Origin of the sequence: Flagellimonas sp. HMM57 (assembly GCF_021390175.1) — a bacterium.
In the GTDB taxonomy this organism is placed as follows: domain Bacteria; phylum Bacteroidota; class Bacteroidia; order Flavobacteriales; family Flavobacteriaceae; genus Flagellimonas.
The window spans coordinates 3,744,479-3,767,265 of the sequence record NZ_CP090004.1 but is presented as its reverse complement, the minus strand read 5'-3'; the positions used below and the strand labels follow the sequence as shown (position 1 = coordinate 3,767,265).

Annotated in this window: 24 protein-coding genes; 12 read left to right on the top strand and 12 right to left on the bottom strand. The window is 37.2% G+C overall.

From position 1 onward, the window contains the following. Nucleotides 1-55: 55 nt before the first annotated feature. The 10 genes from LV716_RS16730 to LV716_RS16685 form a co-directional block, all read right to left on the bottom strand. A complete protein-coding gene (locus LV716_RS16730; protein WP_163418919.1) occupies nucleotides 56-550 on the bottom strand; it encodes a DUF2938 domain-containing protein in 495 nt (164 codons plus the stop codon). Between the two features lie 35 nt (nucleotides 551-585). Beyond that, nucleotides 586-1,437 (bottom strand): alpha/beta fold hydrolase, encoded by an 852-nt coding sequence (locus tag LV716_RS16725; RefSeq protein WP_163418918.1) that lies wholly within the window; start codon nucleotides 1,435-1,437, stop codon nucleotides 586-588. Between the two features lie 110 nt (nucleotides 1,438-1,547). Further along, nucleotides 1,548-2,123 (bottom strand): Crp/Fnr family transcriptional regulator, encoded by a 576-nt coding sequence (locus LV716_RS16720; protein ID WP_205600134.1) that lies wholly within the window; start codon nucleotides 2,121-2,123, stop codon nucleotides 1,548-1,550. Nucleotides 2,124-2,197: 74 nt separating this feature from the next. After that, nucleotides 2,198-2,584, bottom strand: coding sequence for a hypothetical protein (locus LV716_RS16715; protein WP_163418917.1), 387 nt, complete (start codon nucleotides 2,582-2,584; stop codon nucleotides 2,198-2,200). A gap of 166 nt (nucleotides 2,585-2,750) precedes the next feature. Further along, nucleotides 2,751-3,209, bottom strand: a complete 459-nt coding sequence (locus LV716_RS16710) for a hypothetical protein (RefSeq protein WP_163418916.1) — start codon at nucleotides 3,207-3,209, stop codon at nucleotides 2,751-2,753. An 88-nt stretch (nucleotides 3,210-3,297) separates the two neighbouring features. Beyond that, entirely contained in the window at nucleotides 3,298-3,933 is a 636-nt protein-coding gene (locus LV716_RS16705) for a transglutaminase family protein (RefSeq protein ID WP_163418915.1), read from the bottom strand. 185 nt (nucleotides 3,934-4,118) lie between these two features. Further along, nucleotides 4,119-4,961: an NmrA family NAD(P)-binding protein gene (locus LV716_RS16700; protein ID WP_163418914.1), complete on the bottom strand. Its 843-nt coding sequence runs from the start codon at nucleotides 4,959-4,961 to the stop codon at nucleotides 4,119-4,121. A gap of 67 nt (nucleotides 4,962-5,028) precedes the next feature. Beyond that, nucleotides 5,029-6,024 (bottom strand): AraC family transcriptional regulator, encoded by a 996-nt coding sequence (locus tag LV716_RS16695; RefSeq protein WP_233759171.1) that lies wholly within the window; start codon nucleotides 6,022-6,024, stop codon nucleotides 5,029-5,031. Between the two features lie 293 nt (nucleotides 6,025-6,317). Next, nucleotides 6,318-7,382: a hypothetical protein gene (locus tag LV716_RS16690; RefSeq protein ID WP_163418912.1), complete on the bottom strand. Its 1,065-nt coding sequence runs from the start codon at nucleotides 7,380-7,382 to the stop codon at nucleotides 6,318-6,320. Nucleotides 7,383-7,575: 193 nt separating this feature from the next. Next, complete coding sequence (locus LV716_RS16685) at nucleotides 7,576-8,394, bottom strand: alpha/beta fold hydrolase (protein ID WP_163418911.1); 819 nt, start codon at nucleotides 8,392-8,394, stop codon at nucleotides 7,576-7,578. A 278-nt stretch (nucleotides 8,395-8,672) separates the two neighbouring features. Here LV716_RS16685 and LV716_RS16680 point away from each other — a divergent pair, with 278 nt between their 5' ends. Further along, a complete protein-coding gene (locus LV716_RS16680; protein ID WP_163418910.1) occupies nucleotides 8,673-9,515 on the top strand; it encodes a 1,4-dihydroxy-2-naphthoyl-CoA synthase in 843 nt (280 codons plus the stop codon). Between the two features lie 382 nt (nucleotides 9,516-9,897). Here the strand turns inward: LV716_RS16680 and LV716_RS16675 are convergent, their stop codons facing one another. Next, nucleotides 9,898-11,232 carry a serine hydrolase gene (locus tag LV716_RS16675; RefSeq protein ID WP_163418909.1) on the bottom strand — a complete coding sequence of 445 codons (1,335 nt, stop codon included), beginning with the start codon at nucleotides 11,230-11,232 and terminating at the stop codon, nucleotides 9,898-9,900. A 50-nt stretch (nucleotides 11,233-11,282) separates the two neighbouring features. Between LV716_RS16675 and LV716_RS16670 the strand changes: the two genes are divergently transcribed. The 6 genes from LV716_RS16670 to LV716_RS16650 all read left to right on the top strand — a co-directional run bounded on the left by LV716_RS16670 (nucleotide 11,283) and on the right by LV716_RS16650 (nucleotide 16,742). Beyond that, nucleotides 11,283-12,155 (top strand): pirin family protein, encoded by an 873-nt coding sequence (locus tag LV716_RS16670; protein WP_163418908.1) that lies wholly within the window; start codon nucleotides 11,283-11,285, stop codon nucleotides 12,153-12,155. Between the two features lie 403 nt (nucleotides 12,156-12,558). Beyond that, nucleotides 12,559-14,010, top strand: a complete 1,452-nt coding sequence (locus LV716_RS16665) for a serine hydrolase (RefSeq protein ID WP_163418907.1) — start codon at nucleotides 12,559-12,561, stop codon at nucleotides 14,008-14,010. Nucleotides 14,011-14,187: 177 nt separating this feature from the next. After that, complete coding sequence (locus LV716_RS16660) at nucleotides 14,188-14,610, top strand: 3D domain-containing protein (RefSeq protein ID WP_233759170.1); 423 nt, start codon at nucleotides 14,188-14,190, stop codon at nucleotides 14,608-14,610. Between the two features lie 2 nt (nucleotides 14,611-14,612). Next, nucleotides 14,613-15,272 (top strand): peptidoglycan recognition family protein, encoded by a 660-nt coding sequence (locus LV716_RS16655; protein WP_163418906.1) that lies wholly within the window; start codon nucleotides 14,613-14,615, stop codon nucleotides 15,270-15,272. Nucleotides 15,273-15,276: 4 nt separating this feature from the next. After that, the gene (locus LV716_RS18575; protein WP_370637435.1) at nucleotides 15,277-15,660 is read left to right on the top strand and encodes a M14 family zinc carboxypeptidase; all 384 of its coding nucleotides are present in this window, start codon (nucleotides 15,277-15,279) and stop codon (nucleotides 15,658-15,660) included. Between the two features lie 17 nt (nucleotides 15,661-15,677). Beyond that, entirely contained in the window at nucleotides 15,678-16,742 is a 1,065-nt protein-coding gene (locus LV716_RS16650) for a peptidase M14 (RefSeq protein ID WP_370637434.1), read from the top strand. 326 nt (nucleotides 16,743-17,068) lie between these two features. Here the strand turns inward: LV716_RS16650 and LV716_RS16645 are convergent, their stop codons facing one another. After that, nucleotides 17,069-18,157 carry a VWA domain-containing protein gene (locus tag LV716_RS16645; protein ID WP_163418904.1) on the bottom strand — a complete coding sequence of 363 codons (1,089 nt, stop codon included), beginning with the start codon at nucleotides 18,155-18,157 and terminating at the stop codon, nucleotides 17,069-17,071. Nucleotides 18,158-18,341: 184 nt separating this feature from the next. On the opposite strand from LV716_RS16645, the gene LV716_RS16640 reads away from it, so the two are divergent. From LV716_RS16640 to moaA, 5 genes are all read left to right on the top strand, one after another. Further along, nucleotides 18,342-18,803, top strand: a complete 462-nt coding sequence (locus LV716_RS16640; protein ID WP_163418903.1) for a (2Fe-2S)-binding protein — start codon at nucleotides 18,342-18,344, stop codon at nucleotides 18,801-18,803. 86 nt (nucleotides 18,804-18,889) lie between these two features. Continuing rightward, on the top strand, nucleotides 18,890-19,246 hold the full coding sequence (locus LV716_RS16635; protein WP_163418902.1) for a nuclear transport factor 2 family protein: 357 nt from the start codon (nucleotides 18,890-18,892) through the stop codon (nucleotides 19,244-19,246). 20 nt (nucleotides 19,247-19,266) lie between these two features. Further along, complete coding sequence (locus tag LV716_RS16630) at nucleotides 19,267-21,495, top strand: xanthine dehydrogenase family protein molybdopterin-binding subunit (RefSeq protein ID WP_163418901.1); 2,229 nt, start codon at nucleotides 19,267-19,269, stop codon at nucleotides 21,493-21,495. Nucleotides 21,496-21,498: 3 nt separating this feature from the next. Beyond that, on the top strand, nucleotides 21,499-21,753 hold the full coding sequence (locus LV716_RS16625; RefSeq protein WP_163418900.1) for a MoaD/ThiS family protein: 255 nt from the start codon (nucleotides 21,499-21,501) through the stop codon (nucleotides 21,751-21,753). Between the two features lie 44 nt (nucleotides 21,754-21,797). Beyond that, nucleotides 21,798-22,784, top strand: coding sequence for a GTP 3',8-cyclase MoaA (moaA, locus tag LV716_RS16620; RefSeq protein WP_163418899.1), 987 nt, complete (start codon nucleotides 21,798-21,800; stop codon nucleotides 22,782-22,784). The last annotated feature ends 3 nt before the right edge of the window (nucleotides 22,785-22,787 follow it).

Here is a 22,787-nt window from a genome sequence, read left to right as displayed (position 1 = left end):
CTATCAACAACTAGCACAACGGCTTTTATGGTTGTTATAAGTAGTTTTTATGTATCTAAGCAAATCTCTCTATTATTTGCTTTAGAATTATAGCACTTAGGTATAAACCCAGTCCAAATACCGAATGAGTTATAAAGCTCATAAGCCTGGCTTTGTTCGGGTCTGGTAAATTTGAGCCTGCAACACCAAAACCAAAAGCAGGTTGCATTAGAAAAAAAGGAGCAATAATAGTTATAATGCCAATACACAAAGCAGGTAGTACGGTTGGATTTTCCAACCATTTTTTCCCAAAAGCAAAAACCAATAAAAGTGCGAACGTGATTCCAATGAGATAGTGGGCAGTCCACCCAACTGACAGTTCATAAGGCATAGCTGAGGATTTCATGATATGGTTATGACGAAAATGCCCTTTTGTGAAATGCCCTATCCACCGGCCTAAAAATCTATAGTCAAGCGATTTTATACCGAAGATTTTTAATAACAAAGCATACAGGTCCATAAAAAGGGTAGCTCCAATACCTATTAAGATTGTCTGTAAGATTAAATTCATAGTCACTATATTTTAATTTTCATAGATACTTGTTCTTATGCCAGATAGAACTCATTTACTATCCTGTTAAATTCAGTTGGGTTATGTTTCCAAGGTATATGCCCGCTCTTTTCTATAAGTTCAACTTTAGCTGTTGGAAATCTTTTTAGAAGTTCATTTTTGCTATTTCCATAAATATCAGTTTTCCCATAGGTTATTAGTATCGGATAATTTGGATTGTTGAATATTGACAGTGGCCTATAGTTCACGATTTCTTTTGTAGTCTTGTTAATTGGCTCTGCATGTATTTTATTAAAAAAAGCTTCTTCAATTTTCACTTCACCATACGCGCTATGGTAGTTTTTAAGCACTTGTTTAAAAAGCTTTTGATATGCGCTATCACTTCCCAACATTCCTAATACCGAATTCCAGCCCATTTGTATCCATTCTTTTTTGGATGTACTCTTCTTATTGAATTCCATGACTTCCTTTTCAGTCTTTTTCCATGTTTCATTCGTACCGGAACTTGGGCTACAGAGAAATAAGCTTCTAATTTTCTTAGGTCTTGCTTCTGCATATATCTGGGCATATAGACCGCCCCATGAATGTCCAAACAGATGAAATCTGTCTATTTTTAAGTTTTCACTAATGGCGTCAATATCCGAAATGTAATCTTCCATAGCATATCCACACGCATTACATACCGATTGTCCAACTCCTCTTTGCTCAAAAGTTATTACCCGAAAATCATTTTTAAGTACTTCAACTATTTCCAACATATCATCAGGAACTCCTGGCCCTCCATGAAGTAACATAATTGTTTCAGAAGCTCTATTTGAATATGCTTTTAAGCTTAATGTGTGTGCTCCATTTCTTATAAACTCTGCGTTTTGTGCTGTTGAATCCATATACTCCGAGATTATACCAATACTGCTATTGCACTCAAATCGCTCATTTTTGGTATGAAGCAAAATTAGAATGCGGTCTACACTTTTCCATTAACAAATGATAAAAACGGTCAGCGGGACAACTCTTTGCGAAGTCTACTTAAAGAGATAGTTGTAATTCCTAGGTATGATGCAATATCGGTATGTGGAATACGGTTTTCCAAAAGTGGGTGTTTTTTGCGGAATCGTATCAATCTTTCTTTTGCCGTTAAAGAGGCTAGACCAATTTCTTTTTCAACTTTTGATATAAGCTCATTTTGAAGAACGGCGTTTCCGAAGTTGCGAATTTCTCTATTCGCTATTCTTAAATTTTCAAATGCTTCGGCATTCATCGATGCTAATGTTATATCAGTTATCGCTTTGAAATTTAGGTTGGAAATATTTTTTGAAGTCCTAATGGACTGAGGGGATAAAATGGTATTTTCAGTAAATAGGGATATGGTAATTTCGTCACCATCCGGATTGACTAAATAGCTTTTGCAAACTCCATCTAACAGGAAATATTCCTTTTCATTGTGTTTGGTATTTTGAATAAATATCTCTCCTTTTTTAAAGGTTTCAAGCGTGAGTAAACCGTCAATCTTACAAAATGATTTTTGGGATATTGAAAAAACCCCATCTACGATGTTTTTTACTTGCTCGTTCACAATATTAACAACGGTTTAGTGTATGATTACGTAGTGCATAAAGCATTAGTTGTTTTAAACTAATTGGTCTTCGACTATCCTTCAACCCTTCTTTTAAGACGCCAATTGGTAAAATATTCCCATCCTTCTCTTTCCGTTGAATTTTGAAGAGGATCAATTCCAAAAGCTTCACCCAAACTTTGCTTAATTCTTGGTTTAGTATCTATATCCTTCAACTCAGTTTCTGATTCCAACGCTTGATTGATATCATTTTTCAATTTGATATAGAACACTTCCATTTCCGACTTGGTGCTTAACTCAGAGATTTTCTCCGATAAGGTTTTATTTGATTCTTGCAGGACTTTTAAACTAGATTGTAAAAACTTATTGCTCTTTCTTGCCCTTAATAAGGGAATAATGAAAGTGATTATAGTCGCCACTATGGACAAAGCCCATAGCATCCATTGCGTTGATTCTGTCATCCCAGTTTTAATTTAATTTTAAAATTAGGGCATTATTCATAAAGATTGTGTGCAGTTTCAAAATAGAAGACTGACCGTAAAGAATTTGTTTTAGCCCTATTTTATGACTAATTGTGCATATATCGATTATCGATTGAATGACATCTGTATTCTCTTGACAAAGAAATTATTCAGTCTTGTATTTGACCTTAATTTCACGTTCCAAAATAATTTCTTGGTCCAGATTTATTCTAATTTTTAGAACCCCTTCAGGTATTATTATTTCTCTGAATTTTCTTGAATTCCATGTATTGTGAGTTTTCTTTTTAGGCCTGAACTTATATGCGCTACTTTGGGCTAAAAAGTTATTGTTGACATCTAAGAAATCCATTGAAGTTGTATAGGAGTTCTTGGTTAGATTGAACCATTTAATATAAAAGAATACCTTTTCACCCTCTTTTACATTAATCTCTTTTAGATTATTCAAAGGAATATTCTTTTCTGACATTCCAGAACTAACAATCAATCTTGCATTTATTTTGCTGGTTTTTTGAGCTGAAATTTTATTTTCATTGCCTTGTCCGTAGACTGTGTCATAAGGGAATATTGTTACTATAAAGATCAAGAATAAAGCTTTTATTTTCATTTTAATTCAGCTATTTTATTGTGTTTGGTTATATATTTTGAATAGTCCTTGTCGTTTCAGTATTGCAGCATTATTGATAACTGGTTTTTCACAATTTAAACTCCGTTATTTTTTCATTCGTATCAAAGATATCAGGATAGTGTTTTTTAATATTCTCGACCATGAAATCAAAAGGGACATCATCAAAATACCCATAATCGTCCAAGTATTCCATAAATCGGGTTCCCTTGCTATCGTATTGTTGCAAAAACGAATGGTTTTCCCCATCAAATTCCAATGGTTCAACATTCAGTTTCTTACACAGTGATTTATTGAATGCTGGCGACATTTTCAACCACTTCGCATCTAGATAGACGTTGACCATTCCGTGGGGCGTCAATTCATTGGAACCAAATTTTTCGGTTAATCTTTCAACAGCTATATGATTTTTGACTTTTCCCAAATGTAATCTTGCAGGTATTCCCAAAACACGAAGGCAAGCAATTAGCAATATTGATTTTTCCACACAATTTCCAGACTGTTTTTGCGCAATATGACTTGACTTATACTTGTCTTTTGAAAGACTTATGCTGTAAGGGTCATATTTCCAATGATCACGTACTTTGGTGTAAATTCCAATTGCCTTTTCTTTATCGGACCACGTATCAGTTTTAAATTCGGAAATCAGGTCTTGAACTGATTTGTTTTCAAAATCGAAGTAATATGTGGGTTCCAAATATGTCATTCACGATGGCGTATGGTTTTTAGTTTGTGCCCAACTGTAACGTAGCGAATTTATACAGGCTACTTTTTCTGAAAGGAATTTACAAAGTAAAAAGTAATAGCAGCATGAATTTGAATTCAATTTGCTATTACTTATACATCTTATTGGGAATAGTTACTTCTTTTTTAAACTACGACCTTCAGATTTTATAAAGTATTCGCAACACTTTGATTCCAAACACCAGATGCTGCTGTTTTTGTTGCATATGTTTCAAAATCTTTAGCAGGTCTACCTAAAACTTTGGCAACATCATTAGAGATCTCTTGGTTCTTAGGATTCCCCAATACTTCTTGGAATAAATAACCGAATAGCCAAACGTAAGAATCAGGTAATCCTGCCTTTCGCATACCTTCCTTAAATTCGTCAATAGAAATGGGTATAAATTGAATCTGTTTATCAGAAGCTTCTGCCATAATTTCAACGACCTCCTTAAAGGTTCGCTTTTGAGGCCCGGTAACGGTTATGGTTTGTCCATTATACGAATCATCCAAAATAACTTTCGAAACTACGTCAGCAATATCATCTACATCCACAAATGGAATTTCGGCCTCTGGCATGGGCAGTGCGACCGCACCATCTAATACAAATTCTAAAAAGGCACCTTCACTAAAATTCTGATTAAACCATGACGCTCTTACCAAGGTATAGTTTAATCCAGAATTGGCCACAATTTCCTCACAAGCTTCAGCTTCAGTTTCACCTTTACCAGAGAGTAATACTACTTTTTCTAAACCTGCCTCTAATGCCTTTTTAGTAAGTGTGCTGATCGCATCTCTTGAGCCTGGGACAGCCAAATCAGGATAATATACAATGTAAGCTCTATCCATATCTTTTAAAGCGGCACTATAGGTTTCTGGATTTTCCCAATCAAAAGCCGGGTTCGTTTTTCTCCCAACAACCCGTACGTTATGTCCAGATTGTGTTAAGTTTTCTGCAACTCTACGACCAGTTTTTCCAGTGCCTCCGATAACTAAAATGTTTTGTTTCATAATGCTTATGTTTTAAATAATTTGATGATACAAAGTTGCGCAGTGATCAAATGGGATTTTTGACACTTCAGGACAACCTTTTGACATTTTGCGCCAAAATGGAGTTTTTAGCTATTTTTCTAAATTCTGATGGAGTTTGGTTGGTCCATTTCTTGAATGCACGATTAAATGTACTTTGTTCTGAAAACCCCGTTAAGAAGGCAATCTCGCCAATGCTATGTACATCATCAAGTAACATTTCCTTAGAGAGATGTTCTTGAGTTTTTCTAATTAAATCCCGATAGGTCACACCTGCTTCAGAAAGTTTTCTGGTAAGTGTTCTATTGCTCATTGCCAAAAGGGCGCTTATATCTTGAATTCCCGGTATACCTGTTGGAAGGGCATCTTTAATTAACGATTCAACATCGCGGACAAATGTATTGCCCGGTATTTTAATTCCTTTTGTATTTTCATCTACTTGTTGCAGCAAGTAGTTATTGATACTTGCATCTGCTTTGGCAGTTCTCAGATTTAAATCAGCTGTTTTATAACTTATGGAATAGGACGGCTGATTAAAGTGTATAGGGCACTTAAAAGCGGCATTAAAGCTAGTCAAATCTTTGGGTGCGTTGTGCTTAAAACTAACTTGGGTTGGTAAAATATCTTTTTCGGACATGGCTTGCAATACCACAACAGTAGCAGATAAACTTGCCTCAGTTGATAATTCCATTCCTCTTCTATGGGCTTCTCTATTAAGTAGTACGTGAGAAACGTTTCCTTCTTCTTTGATTTGCCATACAAAGGTATTTGAGAGCAATTTAAAATAGCGTTCACTACGTTCAAAAATCTCACCAACTCTTGAACAAGTACGCCAGGAAAGCCCTAAAACGCCATAATCTTCAATAATCATTTGCTGACCTACACGAACCCCAAAACCAGGGCCAAGTTTATCATCGAGTAATTCGTGCGCAGTTAAAAACTCTTCTGCTGAGATGACCTGTAATTTTTCAGCTTCTTCAATTGGAGTAGGCCAATTTTTAAATTCATTTCTGGACATACCTTCTGCTATAGCACAATTGAGCATTTTGAGATATAGATTTATAGAAAAGTATTTCATTTTTACTTAGAAAACTTGAAGAGGTTATGGGCTTTCGGTTTCTTTAAATTATTGTAACGGTCACATATATTAAACGTAGCATGTAAATAGACGTTTATTTTTCGGATTATATATAAGCCGAATTTTTATGTTTTGTTTTTATCTTTTCTTTCTTAAAAGTCAAATTTAAAAATTTGGCGACTTTGCAAACACGCAAAAACCTCTCGGAAAGCCTTTACTAACTATGTTTTATAGGATACTTTGTTGCCATTAATACTTTATCAGAAGCCTAAGCCAACTGGTAAGGTTTTTGAATTAAAAGGATAAAATTTCGGTATTGTTCCTTCCAAACTTCCGTCTTCATCAATCCACGTTTGTCTAATATTAGTAAATAAATCTCGTCTTAGAGGAATTAGTGCATTTGGATTGTGAAAAATATTAACTCCTTCATTCCAATCTTCTTTTAAATCCCCAGGAATAATTGATTGAGAAAATTCTACGGGATGAGCACTCGGTGTTGTGTCAAATGCCAATCCTGCACGTTCCATAATAATTATCTCATCAGAAATTCCGCTCTGATATCCCATTCTATTGAATTTGTGTAAATCACTATTGTTTGTAAATATTACTGCACTTATATTTTCCGTGTCTGGTAGTCCAAAAAAGTTAGGTGGGATTTCTTTTTCTCCAAATTTGTGATTTTCAGTCCGTACTATTTCTTTTGGAATATGAGGTTCTTCGTCAGATTTTGATTCATAAGATAAACCATATAGATATTCAATGATTTTTGCATCAGGTAAAAAACTTGCTAAATAATTATGTGCTGGCGTTATCGCTAAAACTAATGGTTTGCCGACAACCCATTCAAGTTCCCAATATCTTTTTTGTAATTTGGAATACAATACACTTCCCATTCGCATGATGTAATGTTCAATCAGCTCATTTTGTACTTTTAAATCATTAGTTTTTTCAGCTTCGAGTATATATTCCTTTGTGAATTTTTCTTCTGGAACTTCATTTGATAAACTCGCTTCAACAAAAAAGTCGAAGCCGTCTTTTTCAACATAAAAATCTGGTCGATTGTGAGAATTATCAAAACTAAATCCACTTTCCTTAAAAAACTTGTACAAGAAAATTTCCCAAATTCTTGAATTAAATCCTGTAGTTTGAAATTGTTGAATAAAATTCCCATCATTATCTTCCATTTCAGATGTAATTTCTTCAATCAGTAATTTGGCTGGGTCTAATTGTTTTCCGGTACGTAATAGTTCAAAGATTGGATTCAATTTTGCTTCAGGAACGATATGTTTAAAGATGTCTTTCAGTTTTTTCAGTATTAATGGCAACGGTTGGATAAATACAACTTATCATAAAAGTAGGCATATCCAAAGTAAAAAATCGGTTATAGTATACCCTTTTTAGGATTTTGCAATAACCACTCAAAACAGCGTTATTGAAGAATACTTGGTTATAATATATTTAGAAAATCATATAAGTAAATGGGGTATGATATGTCACGGTATTAAAAACCAAATCCTCTTAACGCGTATTAATCTTCAATATAAAATTTTCTAAAATAGCATTAAATGTAGCAGGATTGTCCAAATTGGCAAAGTGTCCTGCATTTCTAATAACTATCATGCTGAAATTACCTCGTTTTTTAAATCTGGTCAGTGTGCTCCCAAGCACTTTATTGATTTCCTTGTCCAGTTTTCCTTTAAGTATCGTGACTGGTACAGTGGTTTCTTCTACAATGTCCAGATAGTCAAAGTTTGCCAAATGAGGCACTAATGTCATGATTGTCTTTTTGTTGGATTGCATTAGCATTTTTTCAATCCGCTCTTTGGAAGCAGCCGTTTGTCCAGCAGATTTGGATAAAAAAGCAATATATCTCAATGGTAATACCTTGTAAGACAATAGCAACAGCCCCAACATAAACTTTGAAGTTTTCATATGTGCCGTTGTACCAAAGGTCGTAAAGGATTTTATGCGTTCTGGCGCTAATCGCAACACTTCATAACCAACGTTACCACCCATGGAATTGCCCACAAAATGAACATGTCTGATTGCCAGCCTATAAAGTAGACCAATAATATCTTTAGCCATTTTTTGTAATGTTGGTTCAGGACTATCGAATTCATGTACAATACATGAATTACCATGCCCTCTCAAATTTATGGAAATCACTTTATATTTCTTATGGAAGTAGGCATGTTGTTCACTAAACTGCAAAGCGTTGGCACCAAGACCGTGCACAAAAAGAATGGTCTCATTGTTGGTTTCGCCACTTATGGTATAGGTAATCCGTACCTCGTTTAAATCTGCCGTGACTGTTTTAAATATAGTCATCTTGTTCATACTGAGTCTCTCTTTTTCACTTTAAAATCATGAAAAGGTCATATTCTACATTCGTGCTGCTCAAAGTGAATTCCAGAATCAAAAGCAAAGCCATTCTAAAACTAGAAATACTGAAAACTTCTTCATTTTTGGATTGGAAAATGGTACAAAAACTAATTATGAATTTCTGCAAACAACAAAACTCAAGATTTGGATAAAATCATATTAGTCGAAAAGTCTTGATTTTCGAAATCACTATGCACAAATTCCGTTATTTTGTAGTTGCATAAAATTATACTATGAAATCACCCAACTGGCAGACCGCTGTAGAATTTGAAGACATAACCTATAAAAAATGTGATGGCGTGGCCCGTATCGCTTTTAACAGACCCAATGTACGCAATGCTTTTAGGCCAAAGACCACTAGTGAACTTTATAAAGCGTTTTATGATGCTCAAGAAGACACGTCAATTGGTGTTGTATTACTTTCTGCAGAAGGACCTTCGACCAAAGATGGCGTGTATTCTTTTTGTAGCGGTGGTGACCAGAAGGCTAGGGGACACCAAGGCTATGTAGGCGAAGATGGAATGCACCGATTAAATATTTTGGAAGTACAACGACTCATTCGTTTTATGCCCAAGGTCGTTATTGCCGTAGTACCAGGTTGGGCCGTTGGCGGTGGGCATAGTCTGCATGTGGTCTGTGATATGACCTTGGCCAGTAAAGAACATGCCATTTTTAAACAAACCGATGCCGATGTAACCAGTTTTGATGGGGGATATGGATCAGCTTATTTGGCGAAAATGGTCGGACAGAAAAAAGCAAGGGAGATTTTTTTCTTGGGCAGAAACTATTCGGCACAGGAAGCCTATGAAATGGGGATGGTCAACGCCGTTGTTCCGCATGAAGAATTGGAAAATACTGCATACCAATGGGCTCAAGAGGTACTTGAAAAATCGCCGACCTCTATAAAAATGCTAAAATTTGCCATGAACCTTACCGATGATGGTATGGTAGGGCAGCAGGTGTTTGCCGGAGAAGCCACACGCTTGGCCTATATGACGGATGAGGCCAAAGAAGGGCGGAATGCTTTTTTGGAAAAACGGAAACCCAACTTTGGGAAGAACAATTGGATACCTTAATTTCAGTTTTCAGTTCTCTGACCTCCGATTTTACAACTTCCACAATTGTCATGCTGAGCTTGTCGAAGCATCTTTTAGTTCCAACTTTTCAGTTCTCTGATATCTGATTTCTGTTATTCTAAGTAAAATAGAACAATTCTACCATCAACCATTAACGAACAACCAAAACCAATATAGCCATAAACTAAAAAGAGCCTTGCCGTTATGGTCAAGACTCTTTTACGAGAACACTATATGAAAATGAAAAAATTTACTTGTCTTTAAATATTGTTTGTTGATTATTACACTGTAAATGTACCGTGACAGTTCACCCAAATGAAATTATTGTTGTGAACGGTTGTTTTGTTGTGGTTAGCGCAATGTTTTGGATAGTAATATCGATTTATGGTACAATTTTAACGACCTCTGACAGGAATGCGTTAACATCAAATGTTGGGTTTTCAGCCAATCCAGTGCGTACAACTACCAAATTCTTTGACGGAATCACAAAAACATATTGTCCTTGATATCCATTACAGGAAAAGAGGTCTCTGGGCGCATCGGGATATTTTCCTTCTGTGTTCAACCAAAAATGTGCTCCATAAGTGCCTTTGGAATGGAGCGTAGGCTCGGTGATATAGTCAACCCATTTTGAACTAAAGATTTGCTCCCCGTTCCAAGTACCCTTATCCAGATACAGCTGCCCAAAGCGAGCCCAATCCCGAGTATTGGCCCACGAATAGGAAGACCCTACGTAGTTGCCAGCAATATCCGCCTCCAATATCATGGAATGCATTCCAATTTTATCGATTAGTGCTGCATAAGGAAAATCAAGATATTCTTGGTGCGAACGAAACTGTTGTCGTAAAATCCCCGAAAGTAAATTTGTTGTACCAGAAGAATAGTTCCAGATTTCCTTTGGTTTGGCAATGGCTTCCTTTGCTTTTTGGGCTTGGGGCATATCGCTATCCAAAAAGAGCATTTTTGTGACGTCCGAGATTTTGGTATAGTCTTCTTCCCAAGCTAGGCCACTTTGCATGCGCAACAAATGATTTAACGTAATGTCCTTGCGGTCATCATCTTTCCACTCTGCAATAGGAGCGGGCCATGACATTTCCAACTTTCCTTGGTGTTCTAAAATTCCGTAACAGGTAGCCAGGACACTTTTGGTCATGGACCATCCCAACACTGGAGTGTCTTTAGTAAAACCATCAATATATTTTTCTGCAATTAAGTGACCTTTGTACAATATTAAAAGTGTTCTTGTTTTCTGTACTTCAGGATTTCCAAAAGCAGTGGCAATGGCCTTACTCACTTGGAGGTCATTGATTTCAGGGAAAATAGTATCCTTTGGACTGGCCTGTCCATAGGGATAAGGAATCGTATCCGAAGAAAAATCCCTGTTGGGTTTAAGTGTAAAAGCTGCTTCGTCATAATCATCATTTATAAGAACGGTGCCCAATCCTTCCCTGTACACTGCTTTTCGCTCCATAAGCCCGTAAACAGTTGCCGTAGCTGAATTATTGCTTTTATCAACTTCCGTATCTGCCAGTTTTACCAACGGTACATTGTTATCGTTTTGGGTTACCGATGCTGCCGAGCGTTCAGCAACAAACACAGCAGATGCCATATTTTTAACGGCATAACCGGATATCATGTTCAGTTTGGAATAGTTGAAATAAACAACAACACCGATAATGATTAGCAATAGAATTAATGAGCGTTTCAATAGTTTCATGGATATGGATTTATCGTAACTTAGAGGGGCTAAATATAAACATTTACAGCATGTCCAACATAGGATTGATCATTGAAGAAAGAAGTCGCGACATTGGTGATTTTTTGGTAGGAAGGCTCATTCCGTTTCGAAAAAAGCGAATGATCGGCCCTTTTATTTTTATTGACCATATGGGACCTACAGTGCTTGGACCTAATCGGTATATGGATGTGGACCAACATCCCCATATCGGACTATCCACGCTTACTTTTATGTTAGAGGGCGAAATTGTGCACGAGGACAGTATGGGTACAAACCAGCGGATAAGCCCAGGTTCTGTAAATTGGATGACTGCTGGCAAGGGAGTTTCCCATTCGGAAAGAACCCCTACGGATTTGCGTAACGGAAAGGTATTTACCGCACACGGTTACCAGATTTGGGTCGCACTTCCAAAAGAACTGGAAGACATAGAGCCAGAATTTCATCATATCAGCGGGAATGATTTGCCTAAATGGAAGGATGGCCCAACTGAATTCACATTAGTAGCTGGTGAAGGCTACAATAAAAAATCTCCCGTTCCCACATATTCCCCTCTTTTTATGGTCGAAGTGAAAAATGAATCTGAATACCTACTAGATGTTAAGGATAACCTCAAAGGGGAGATTGGTATCTGTATCGTGGAAGGCGGAATTACCGCTTGTGGTAAAGATATTGGGAAAGGAAATATTTTGGCTTCCAAAGTTGAAGATACGTGCGAGATTTTACTAAAACCAAATTCCCATATTTTACTTTTTGGAGGTGAGCCTTTTCCCGAAGAGCGACACATTTATTGGAATTTTGTTTCATCCAGCAAAGAGAAAATTGAAAAGGCCAAACAGGAATGGACCGCTAAAACTTTTCCAATGATGGAACATGACCCTACTTACGTTCCACTTCCAAGCTAAGATTTTTTCAAAAACAATATTATTGCCGCATATCCCTTGGTGCTACATTAACGGTATATATTATCCTTTTATATTTTGTTACTGCTTAAGTAATCAGGATTGATAGTTTTTTATTTATTCTTTTGGAATGTTACCATTCTCTAACCTGAAGCTGGTGCTTTTCACTCTTCCTTATAGTTTTCTTTTCATTTAGCTGTAGCTATTTTCAAAAAGAGCAAAAAAATAGAATTATTGTAACCATATCAATTTTTGGGAGTACTTGCTCAAAATAGCCCCTAATTCAATAAATCATCAAAATGAATTACTCCTATACGCTGTACTAACTTTTAACAAAATCCGAAACAGCGATAAACGCTTTATCTAATTTAAAAGAAACATAAAACCATAATAAATAAATACTTAAATGAAAACATGCCTAATTCAGACCTTTGTTTGTATTTCAATTCTAGTTACCTCGTGTTACTCACAAGAAAAATTGACCAAAGCCTACATCGATACCATCCTTAATACTCATGGGCGAAGTCTACTGAAAGACACCAATGCGTTTGCCGCATCCATATCCGTGATAAAAAATGGACAAACCTATACCAAACACTATGGGGAAATTGACAAGGGAAAGGGCAACAAAATTACAGATACAACGCTTTTTGAGATTGCATCGGTCACCAAAGTATTTACTGGAACTTTGATGGCGAAGGCTGTTTTGGGCAAAAAAGTAAATCTAGAGGATGACGTTAGGAAGTTTTTACCGGGAAAATACCCAAACCTTGAGTTTCAAGGTCGACCTATTCGAGTTAAAGATTTACTAGGATTCAAATCTGGGGTCAATCGGAGTTTTCCAGATATAAGTTCATTAAGAAGAGTAGAAGACGATAGCACGGCTTTTAGACTTAAAGAATTTGGTACAGCTTACGACAAATCAGATTTTTTTGAAGACTTGAGAAAAGTTGAGTTGGATACTTTCCCAGGTACAACGAACTATTATAATGAGCTATGCCCCGAACTTACAGGATACATTTTAGAAAAAGTCTATCAAAAGGACTTTAGAAAAATAGTTGAGGATGAACTTTTTGAAAAACTTGGGCTGAATGCTACCTCTTTTAGGGTGCCAAGCGCTAAAAAATTATTGAACGGCTACAATATTAACGGAAAATTGATGCCAAATTTTGCGTATCGTATCTGGGGAGCGGGCGGAATGTTAAAATCCACGATCAGTGACCTCAATAAATTTTTGAAATACCACTTAAGACTTGATGACAAAGTAGTTTTAGAATCTCGAAGAAATATTGTAAATTCTAATGAAAACTGGAATGGATACTTATGGGATGATATTAACGTGACCAGAAATGGCCTTCGTTGTCTTAAGCATGGTGGTGGATACGGAGTGCAGAATATATTCGTTGTTTTTCCTGAACAAAATTTGGGCATTTCATTGGTTATCAATCAAAGCACACCCATGACTCATGAAAGGCTTCAGATTGCCATTAACTCAATTGCAGATGATATAGGTGACCTTGACAAATACCGTGGGGAAACCTATGGTTACCGTATTGAAAATGATACTGTTATCTTTCAATATATCCATCCTGAAAAGTTGAATGTTGGTATGATTAAAAGTGTATCGGTTGCAGGAACCTTCAATAATTGGAATCCAAATAATGATTCATACCAATTGGATGATTTAGGACAAGGAGTTTATGAACTATCGGTTCCGATATCAAACTTCCAAAAAGCAAACAAACACGAATTTAGGTTTGTAATCAACAGGAATAGCTGGTTAACAATACCCAAAGAAATCTCAAATCGAACACATAAAAGAAGATATAATAATATTATGTTGGTGGTCAAGAAATAAAAGTTTTGATTGTTTACTGCAATTGCAAAAGAAATGTTTTAACAAAACCAAATAAATAAAACTATATATATTCTTACTACTTAATATTGTTCATTTACTGTAATCGAACATCATTTAATAGGCACTTGACTTACAAAAGGATTTTCTATCTTTAGAAATCAATCAATAATAATCTCTTTGAAGAATTTTTTGCTTTGTTTTTTGATATTATTTGCTTGTAAGAAAAAAACGGTTCCCCAGCCCAAATGGGAATGGAAAACTTTAGCAGTGACCGCTTCCGCTTATAATTCGGTTCCTTGGCAAACTACCAATACCAATCCAAGTATTGCAGCATGGGGCGATACTTTAAAACCGGGCATGAAAAGCATTGCCATCTCTAGAGACCTCTTAAAGTTAGGGTTAAGGCACAATACCATGGTGAAAATAGATACCTTTTCCGATACTTTTTATGTTATGGATAAAATGAACCGAAAGTGGCGCAATAGAATCGATATCTATATGGGATTGGACGTTAAAAAAGCAAGGCAATGGGGAAAAAGGAAACTACAAATCCAATATGCCGTCCCCTTGGATACTACAACTACTCCCAAAACAAACTAAATATGAAAAAAGTTAGATTATTGATTTTGATACTAATTGTGCTATGGTCATGTAATACGAAACATGAGATAGTGGACAGGCCAATCGTTTTTAATGAAGAGCGTATCGACCTGACCAAAGAATATCTGTTAAAGCGCTACAATTTAGAACAGGAAACACCAGAGATAGTTCCCAAAATGATTGTGCTGCACTGGACGGCCATTCCAACACTCCAAAAATCTTTTGAAGCTTTTGAAAAACCAACACTACCCAATTGGCGTCCCGATATAGAAAGCGTAAGTGGTCTAAACGTATCTGCTCATTTTTTGGTAGATCAAGACGGCACTATTTATAGATTAATGCCAGAAACTACCATGGCCAGACATGTAATTGGACTAAACCACTGTGCCATAGGTATTGAAAATGTAGGTGGCACGGAAGAGACTCCTTTGACCAAAGAACAGTTGGATGCCAATATTTTTTTAGTCGAATATCTGGCGGACAAGTACAATATAGAATATGTAATAGGCCATCATGAATATACCCAGTTTGAAGGTCACCCATTATGGTTAGAAGTTGACGATGGATACCGCACCACAAAAACAGACCCGGGAACTGATTTTATGAAAAGTGTACGGGAAGCCACAAAAAGATTTAATTTTAAGCCTGTTCCCTCAAAATAACAACATGCAGAAACAAATACTACTTTTTTTAGCTGGATTACTCAGCGTAATATCCCATTCCCAAGAAGCCATCACATCAAAACTATACGAAACATATAATGGTTACAAAGAAGCTTCTTTGGAAAAAAGACGTATCAAGCATAAACAAATACAGCCCTTGATACAAAGGTTTGATGCAAATCCAAAGTTTGAAGTGCAAAAAGTTGGAGAATCCATAGAAGGGCGCAATCTGCATTTGATCAGTATAGGTTCTGGATCGGAAAACATTTTTTTATGGTCACAAATGCACGGGAACGAACCGACCGCGACAATGGCCATTTTTGATATCCTCAATTTTTTGGATGCCCCGAATTCAAATCTGAAAAAGAAATCATTCTTTCAAAACTAAAGCTTCACTTTCTTCCCATGCTAAATCCAGATGGGGCAGAGGTGTACCAGCGTAGAAATGCTTTGGGAATCGATATCAACAGAGACGCCTTACGACTGCAATCCCCCGAAGGAAGAACATTGAAAAGGCTTCGCGACAGCTTAGATGCCAAGTTTGGATTTAACCTTCATGATCAAAGTACCTATTACAACGCAGAACTGACAAGTAAACCAGCTACGATTTCATATTTGGCAACTGCCTTTAATTATGAAAAGGATATTAATGAAGTTCGCTCAAACGCTATGAAGGTTATCGTTTACATGAACAATATCATCCAAAAATATGCACCAGGTCAGGTAGGACGATACAGTGATGATTTTGAACCAAGGGCCTTTGGCGACAATATTGCCAAATGGGGCACTAGCTTGATTTTAATTGAATCCGGTGGCTATGCAAACGATGTTGAAAAGCAGGAAATACGAAAGCTGAATTATGTTTCCATTTTGTCAGCGTTGTATACGATTGCAAAAGAAAGTTATAAAAGCATTCCAGAAGCCGATTATGAAAAAATCCCAAAAAACGACCGTAAGCTTTTCGACCTTAAAATAAAGAACATAACCTATGAACTTCTAGGCAAGGATTATATTTTGGATTTGGGAATCAATCGACGAGAGGTAGATGACGAAAACCATGAATCATTTTATTACCGAAGTATGATTGCGGATCAAGGCGACCTATCAACATTCTATGGCTACGAAACATTCGATGCTACAGGATACAAAATAGTGCCACCAAAGGTATATCCAAAAAAAATGGACACAAATACCAGAGCACTTTGGAACGACAAGAACAGTCCTTTTAAATCAGGCTACGGTTACTTTAAAACAAACTTTTTACCACCATTGGGCTATACCGAAATGCCAGGACACTTTGTTCCCGATTCTTATAAACTACCAGATTTTAGACTTCGACCGGGAGTAAACCCAACGTTTTTTTTAGAAAAAGACGGAAAATTGACCCATGCCGTAATCAATGGATTTTTAATTGATTTATCAAAACCCATAGAAAAGCAACAGTTTGGCAATGCATTAATCTATCGTTAATACCCAAATTGAATGTTTACTTGCGTACCATACTTGAAAAGTAGCACGAGCATTGTTAAGAGCAAACCTAGTATTGAAGTGAATAAAGATAGTACCACCCCTTTTGACCAATTGGATAATGGTCCTATCGCGCTTTTCTGAATAATCTCTTTTACCACATCCATAGTCATTTTTTTTGAGTTAAACTTAAATCAGTTCAAAAGGATGTAAATTGTTGTTGTTTATGTATTTACAACAACTATCGCGCCAGAAACCCTACTTTTGGGACATGGCCGAACATTAAAGAAATCGAAAGAATAGGATTTTATGCCAATCTAAATAAATTGTTATTCGCAGCCTCCCATAAATCCATTGGCACTGAACTTGGTCTGTACTGCGCCCTGCAGTCCACCATTGGTCAATTGAATAACTAGATTGTTGTCACCGCTACCATCCCGTTTTGGAGTACAATACTCAAACAAATAAAAACTGTTGGCCTGTTCCGAAACACGTTGGGAAATCTGTGTAAACGTAGCTTCCAATTCCTCTTTGTTTCCTGCAAATACACTAGCGGTTTTTCCAATATTTGTTAAGATACTTGTATCAATTTCAGAACCTAATCCAATGGTGAAAAAAGAAATATTTTGATTTGCGTCGTTTACCGCCCTTAACGCAGTTTCTTCTGAAAATCGTGAAGCCTGATCTGTGCCATCGGTAAAAAGTACAATGGAAGCCGCTCCTATAACGGAGGCCTCATTGTTTGCTTTAATTTCATCTTCGGCAATTTGGGTTGACTTTATAACAGCACCATACAAATCCGTTGATGGGTCGGTACTTATATCTGTAGTGATTCCGTCGATTGCCGCTGTAAGTTCGGTTGCAGAAGAGGTAGGTGGATTTAAGAGGTGTAGTTCGTCCTCACCATCAAACCAATAGATGGCCATTTTAAACGAATCTGCTTCGGGAGTAGGGATAACATTAGTAATAAAACTGGTAGATGCGGTTTTAAGCTCATCCAAACTGCTTTCCAAAACACTATTACTCAAATCAAGCACTAAAAGAGTCGTGTTGTTGAAGATTTGGGAATTGGATGAAATCCGAGCAGAAGATTCAGAAGAGGATATGGTATTGAAACAATCGTCGTTTCGGCCCTGCTCATAGATTGTAAATTGATCTGCCGTTAAACCAGATATAGGTGTCCCGGCACTGTCGAAAACTTTAAAAAGAATGGATACTTTTCCAGGAAGTGTGGTGAACTGGTCCTGAATGGAAAGCAATAGCTCATTTTCTTCAAAGCCTAAACAATCATCAGCTTCTTCGCCCTGGCCCAATTCCCGCTGGTTGATATCAAAATTGACATCATCATCAGAATTTCCGCAAGAAGAGATAAAAACGGTTAGAATAACAAAAAAGATGAGTTTGAATATATTTTTCATTTTACAAAAAGTTGAGGTTCTTTCTGCAAAACGCTTGTTTTGTTTGAAAATTACTTTTGGAGTTCATTATATGATTAAAGAAAAGTTAAAAAAAATAGCCGTTTGTTAAAAAAAAAGGAGTCCAATCAATTTTTGGTAACTTGAACATGCAAACAACTTGAAATTCAATCAATTCAAAAACACTATGCCAACGTATCAGATTAAAGTAAACGGAGAATCCAAAACAGTTGATGTTTCTGAAGACACTCCAGTGCTATGGGTGCTACGGGACCATTTAGAGTTAGTGGGAACAAAGTACGGATGTGGAATAGGCCAATGTGGTGCCTGCACCATACATGTTGACGGTACGGCAATGAGAAGCTGTTCCTTGTCCTTGGCCCAAATTGATGGTAAATCCATAACAACCATTGAAGGTCTATCCGAAGATGGAACACACCCGGTCCAAGAAGCTTGGAAGGAAGTGGATGTTCCTCAATGTGGTTATTGCCAAGCAGGACAGATCATGACAGCTTCCGCATTTTTGGAAAGCAATCCGAATCCATCCGAAGATGATGTGAAAAATGCAATGCACGGTAATATATGCAGATGTGCATCATACACCAGAATCCGTAAGGCGGTTATGATTGCTTCGGAGAACATGGATTAATCACAATGATGTTTCAAATGCTCAAGAAATTCTTTTTTATTTCCGTCTTTACTTCCCTAATTGCTTGTAATAGCAAAAGCAAGTCCATGAATCTTGACTCAAATAGTATTTTGGTAAAAGAAATGATCACAGCTGTAAACAAAAAAGATGCTCATCAATATGTGAAAAACTTTTCTGAAGATGTACAGATCTATTTAGATTCTGAACTCAAGCTAAGTGGGCGAAATAGTTTACAACATAACAGGGATGAACATTTTAAAAAGTATCCAAATGTCCGTTCAGAAATACAACATCTTGTCGAAATTGATAATAAGGTAATCATGCATGATAAGGTTTGGCTAAATCCATCAGATAAAGGAAGGGATATTGTAGAAATTTTCAGTTTTGAGGATAGTAAGATTTTCAAAGTGGAAGTGATTCAGTCTAAAGATTTTTTCAACTAAACAAAGGTAAAACACTCAAAATGTCAACAAATAAAACATTAACATTCAGCAGGAGGGCCTTTATGCGAACTTCTTCATTAGCAGGAGGCGGCATGCTGATCGGTTTCAACTTATTCCAGGCGTGCAAGCCCAAGGCCGCACCACCAATAGACCTCGCCCAATTAGACTACAATGACTTCAACGCATTTATAGAAATTGCGGACAATGGAGCTGTTACCATTTTTTCACCTAATCCCGAAATAGGACAAGGGGTAAAAACTTCCATGCCCATGATCATTGCGGAAGAACTGGACGTAGCATGGAAAGATGTGTATGTAAAACAAGGTATTCTTGACACTAAGAACTATACTAGACAAGTAGCAGGAGGAAGTCAGTCCATACGTCATGGATGGGATGCACTTAGGCAAACTGGTGCTACGGCCAAACAAATGTTGGTCAATGCCGCCGCTGCTCGTTGGGGAGTAGATGCATCTGAATTGACCGTAAGCGATGGGGTCATTACCAATGCTGCAGGAGAAACTTTGGGCTATGGTGATGTTGTTAAAGAAGCAGCATTATTGGAAGTGCCAGAGGATATTACCCTAAAAAGTCCGAAGGATTATAAAATTATTGGCAAGGATGCCGGTAACGTTGATATTGATAAAATAACAACCGGCAAACCCTTGTTTGGATTGGATTATAAAGCTGAAGGAATGGTATATGCTGCTGTTATAAGACCTCCAGCATTTGGTCATAAACTTGTTTCCTACGACGATGTAAAGGCCCGCGCTATGTCGGGTGTTATCGATATTTTTACAATTGGGGAAAAAGTACGTGGATTGCTAGAAGAAGACCCAAGTTTTGGCAGCAAGATTTCTGCTAGTGACAAGGTTGTTGTAGTGGCCAATTCGACCTGGCAAGCGCTCAAAGCTAAAGAAGCTCTACAGGCAGAGTGGGAAGAGGATTCAGCGATGGAAAGTACAGAAGAACATGATAAAAAGCTTACCGCTTTATTGGATGGCAATGACTTTGAAACCCCTCGTTCCGATGGAAATGTAAAAAAGGCCTTCGCCGAAGCGGATGAAATTTTGGAACGTACATACGAGTCTCCTTTTCTGCCACATAACTGTATGGAGCCCATGAACTTTTTTGCCAATGTAACGGATGACAAAGTACACTTGGTAGGACCTATACAAACTCCAGAGTGGAAAGCTGGTCTGGTTGCCAAAATGCTGGGCAGGGAAGAAAGTGATATTTATTTGGAAATGACCCGTATGGGCGGTGGTTTTGGCAGGAGATTGTACGGTGATTTCGTGCTCGAGGCTGCCGAGATTTCAAATCATATCAAAAAACCCGTAAAAGTAGTCAGTAGTAGAGAAGATGATATGCAAACAGGCGTTTACAGACCTGCCATAAAATATCGCATCAAAGCTGGAATCAAAGATGGAAAACTAACAGCATATCATTTAAAAGAAGCGGCTATAAATAGCAATATGTACGGTCTTATCCCGAACTTTTTTCCTGCTGGCGCTATTGAAAATTATCAAGTCGATACAGCAAAGTATACCAGTAATATTACTACTGGGGCATGGAGAGCACCCTATACTAATTTCCTGGCCTATGCCGAGCAGAGTTTCTTTGATGAACTGGCAGAATTAATGGAAGTGGATAAGATTCAATTGCGATTGGATTTATTGGATAAGGTGAAACCAGAAGAAGACGAAAGAATCCAGTATTCTCCTGAACGTATGAAAGATGTTATTAAAATAGCCGTGGAAAAATCAGGCTGGGGCACCAAACCCAAAAATGTATACCAAGGCTTTGTAAACTATTACTGCCATAATACCCACGTAGCAGAAGTCGCCGATGTTGAAATAGAGAACGGTGAACCTGTGGTCAAGAAAATAACCTGTGTGGTCGATTGCGGCATCGTGGTAAATCCTTTAGGAGCACTAAACCAGATAGAAGGTGGCGTTATTGATGGTGTTGGACATTCCATGTTTGGAGAACTGGCATTTAAGGATGGAAAACCAATGGCCAATAATTTTGATAGGTACCGACTTATACGAATGAAAGAAGCTCCCGTAGTGGAAACTTTTTTGATGGAAAACGAATATTCTCCAACAGGATTGGGAGAGCCAACCCTTCCTCCGGCTGGCGGGGCAGTAGCTAATGCCCTAAAGGCGGCTACGGGAAATAGATTATATAAACAACCATTCACCAAAACACCAGAACTTTTAAAAGTACCCCAAAAAGAAATTATAGGTTGATTTATGACGATATTATTATTCGGGATTACAAAGGACATTGTAGGGACCTCTACCTTGTCCGTTCCCACATCCAGTGTTACAGGCAGAAAAATTCCAAAAACCGTAAAAGAACTTAAACAGTTTTTAGGCGATACATATCCAGAATTGAACAAATTGTCCTCGCTTGCCATAGCCGTGAACAACGATTATGCAGAAGATGATAAAGTAATTAATTCATACGATGAAATAGCATTAATTCCACCCGTGAGCGGCGGATAATAAAAACAGAAGTACTATCTTTTCCACGGTTTTGAAGGATAACTATGCTGATAGATAATCACAATAGGGAAATTAACTATTTAAGACTTGCCGTAACGGACAGGTGCAACCTGCGCTGTAATTATTGTATGCCTTCGGAAGGAATCAACTTTGTGAAAAATGACAAGTTGCTTACTATTGAAGAGCTCACTCAAGTGGGAAGCATATTGGTGGAGCAGGGGATAGATAAAATACGGATTACAGGTGGGGAACCTTTTGTTCGAAAAGATGTAATGGTGCTGTTACGGGCATTGACCAAGATGAAAGGGCTTGACGATATTTCAGTCACCACAAATGCTACGTTGATCGGTCCTCATATTGATGAATTAAAACAGCTTGGGATTAAAAACATCAATGTTAGTTTGGATTCCATCAATAAAGAGACATTTGAGCGAATAACACGTAGAAAACAATTTGAAACTGTACACAATAACCTAATACGACTTATTACCGAAGGATTTAATGTCCGCATTAATTTTATCGTATTGGATGGTCAGAACGAACAGGATATTCTACCTATTTTAAAAGTTATGAAGCATTATAATGTTTCTGTCCGTTTTTTAGAAGAAATGCCCTTTAACGGAGGTTCAAAGAATTTCACCTCCATCAAATGGAATTACAAAGCTATTTTAGAACATATAGCACAAGCATATCCCGATTATCAAAAACTGGAGTCACCCAAAACATCCACTTCCATAAACTATAAAATACCGGGGCATCAAGGTACTTTTGGTATTATTCCATCCTTCAGCAGAACATTTTGCGGAAGTTGCAATAGGTTAAGAGTAACTGCAACTGGCGACGTGGTCACGTGTTTGTACGGAAAACCCAAAGTGAATCTTCGGGATATCATTCGTGAAGCAAATGGGGAAGAAAATGTAAAGAGTGCCATTCTTAATGCTATTGGCAATAGAGCCAAAACTGGTTTTGATGCGCAGCAAGAACATTCGACGACAGTATTCGATAGTTCAATGACATCCATTGGCGGTTAACTA

Coding starts and splice junctions, on each gene's coding strand:
- LV716_RS16730 (WP_163418919.1), bottom strand. CDS start 550: ATGAATTTAATCTTACAGACAATCTTAATAGGTATTGGAGCTACCCTT.
- LV716_RS16725 (WP_163418918.1), bottom strand. CDS start 1,437: ATGGATTCAACAGCACAAAACGCAGAGTTTATAAGAAATGGAGCACAC.
- LV716_RS16715 (WP_163418917.1), bottom strand. CDS start 2,584: ATGACAGAATCAACGCAATGGATGCTATGGGCTTTGTCCATAGTGGCG.
- LV716_RS16710 (WP_163418916.1), bottom strand. CDS start 3,209: ATGAAAATAAAAGCTTTATTCTTGATCTTTATAGTAACAATATTCCCT.
- LV716_RS16705 (WP_163418915.1), bottom strand. CDS start 3,933: ATGACATATTTGGAACCCACATATTACTTCGATTTTGAAAACAAATCA.
- LV716_RS16700 (WP_163418914.1), bottom strand. CDS start 4,961: ATGAAACAAAACATTTTAGTTATCGGAGGCACTGGAAAAACTGGTCGT.
- LV716_RS16695 (WP_233759171.1), bottom strand. CDS start 6,024: ATGCTCAATTGTGCTATAGCAGAAGGTATGTCCAGAAATGAATTTAAA.
- LV716_RS16685 (WP_163418911.1), bottom strand. CDS start 8,394: ATGAACAAGATGACTATATTTAAAACAGTCACGGCAGATTTAAACGAG.
- LV716_RS16680 (WP_163418910.1), top strand. CDS start 8,673: ATGAAATCACCCAACTGGCAGACCGCTGTAGAATTTGAAGACATAACC.
- LV716_RS16675 (WP_163418909.1), bottom strand. CDS start 11,232: ATGAAACTATTGAAACGCTCATTAATTCTATTGCTAATCATTATCGGT.
- LV716_RS16670 (WP_163418908.1), top strand. CDS start 11,283: ATGTCCAACATAGGATTGATCATTGAAGAAAGAAGTCGCGACATTGGT.
- LV716_RS16665 (WP_163418907.1), top strand. CDS start 12,559: ATGAAAACATGCCTAATTCAGACCTTTGTTTGTATTTCAATTCTAGTT.
- LV716_RS16655 (WP_163418906.1), top strand. CDS start 14,613: ATGAAAAAAGTTAGATTATTGATTTTGATACTAATTGTGCTATGGTCA.
- LV716_RS18575 (WP_370637435.1), top strand. CDS start 15,277: ATGCAGAAACAAATACTACTTTTTTTAGCTGGATTACTCAGCGTAATA.
- LV716_RS16650 (WP_370637434.1), top strand. CDS start 15,678: ATGCTAAATCCAGATGGGGCAGAGGTGTACCAGCGTAGAAATGCTTTG.
- LV716_RS16645 (WP_163418904.1), bottom strand. CDS start 18,157: ATGAAAAATATATTCAAACTCATCTTTTTTGTTATTCTAACCGTTTTT.
- LV716_RS16640 (WP_163418903.1), top strand. CDS start 18,342: ATGCCAACGTATCAGATTAAAGTAAACGGAGAATCCAAAACAGTTGAT.
- LV716_RS16635 (WP_163418902.1), top strand. CDS start 18,890: ATGAATCTTGACTCAAATAGTATTTTGGTAAAAGAAATGATCACAGCT.
- LV716_RS16630 (WP_163418901.1), top strand. CDS start 19,267: ATGTCAACAAATAAAACATTAACATTCAGCAGGAGGGCCTTTATGCGA.
- LV716_RS16625 (WP_163418900.1), top strand. CDS start 21,499: ATGACGATATTATTATTCGGGATTACAAAGGACATTGTAGGGACCTCT.
- moaA (WP_163418899.1), top strand. CDS start 21,798: ATGCTGATAGATAATCACAATAGGGAAATTAACTATTTAAGACTTGCC.